General features: G+C 47.9%; 1 protein-coding gene. It reads right to left on the bottom strand.

Going from position 1 to position 1,350, the window contains the following annotated elements; translation table 11 throughout:
* Positions 1 to 1,350 (bottom strand): inverse autotransporter beta domain-containing protein (locus AAC854_RS22500; protein WP_340619037.1); only part of this gene is annotated, 1,350 nt, incomplete at both ends.

Raw genomic sequence — 1,350 nt, 5'->3', positions numbered from 1 at the left:
TCCCAGTTTAATGTTGCATGTTGATCCGGCGGGTCGATGCTCCATTTTATGTTGGGTATGGCCTGGTTTTTAATCGGCGGGTTACTTTTATCGCCATAGGTGACCGTTGCTGTCAGATCATAAGCGGGTTTACCATTGGCGATCACCGGGCCTTTACCACTTGGCTTGATGCTTTGGTCTTTAATGGCAAAAGGATCAATGACCACGTTCATTTGGGTGGTATTGAGTTTATTGCTGCCTTCGACTTCCGCTATTGCAGACAGGGTAAAGTTGTTGGTTCCGTTGACAACATATTTCGGCAGGTCCAGCTCAACAGACTTACCACGAGATGTGAAAGCCCCCCCCCGTTTACTGAACTCTTCATTAGGTTTCCAGATTATCTTCCTCAGTAGTTTTTCGGCGGTAATCTTTGGCGTGACGGTGACATGCTGGGCACTATACCCGCTTAGAACATTGGGCAGGGAAAGGTTGAATTCGGGTTTTTTCTGGTAGTCCAGTACGATGTCGTTGTTTCTTTCCACGAGATCATGACGGCTTCCCGCTAATGTGCGCATAGAAGCAACGCTACCCGGTGAAATCTGAACGCCGAAAGGTACCCCAAAACGATAATTCAGATTGGCCAGGAAGAGCGTCTCACTGTGTCCACTGCTCCCGAGCTTATAATCCACGCCCATTGTCATCAGGGGAACAGGGGTATAATTCAGGCCAATTCGGGCCAGATTAGGGTCCTTTTGCTTCGTATTCCGGTTGAACAGGGCGACGTTATCGCCGAAGTACTGTTCATAACTCAATTTCCCCCCCAGGTTCGGGTAAGCGGGTAAGAAAAACTCACCATTGATATCGTATCCGTTGGCAGGGCGTTCTTCATAGTCCCACTCATTTGGTGATTGATGCCATTTGCTCAAGCGCCAGTAAGTGTTGGCAGAAAATTTGGCATAATCCGTCCAGACTTCTCCCCCGAAACCCAACCGTTTATTTTTCCCCGTCACGTCATTGTCAAAGAAGGTATTTAAACCATACATCCAATGGGGGGTGAAATAACGCCCACCGAGACCAAGGTTTAGGGTATGGCGGCTATCTTTATGCCGATAACCCAGTTGAGAAAAAAATAACCAGTCCGCTTTATTGTCGTAGAACGGCAACAGGAGATCCAGAGAGCTGTTATCCAGTTTTCCTTTTTTGTCGAGGGAAAAATTAATCCTGGCGGTGCCAAATCCGGACAACCATTTTTGGGCTTCCGTGGATATTGCCCCATTGACTTTTCCCAACGCGTAGGATTTCGCCTGCTCGGTTAACTGGGAGGGGGAAGAGGATAAGATAGCCGTGGCCTGATGAATCTTTTGTACAATG

This window comes from Xenorhabdus entomophaga (assembly GCF_037996725.1).
GTDB classification, from domain to species: Bacteria; Pseudomonadota; Gammaproteobacteria; order Enterobacterales; family Enterobacteriaceae; genus Xenorhabdus; species Xenorhabdus khoisanae.
The sequence above is the reverse complement of the archived record's forward strand: the minus strand, read 5'-3'. Positions and strand labels throughout refer to the sequence as shown.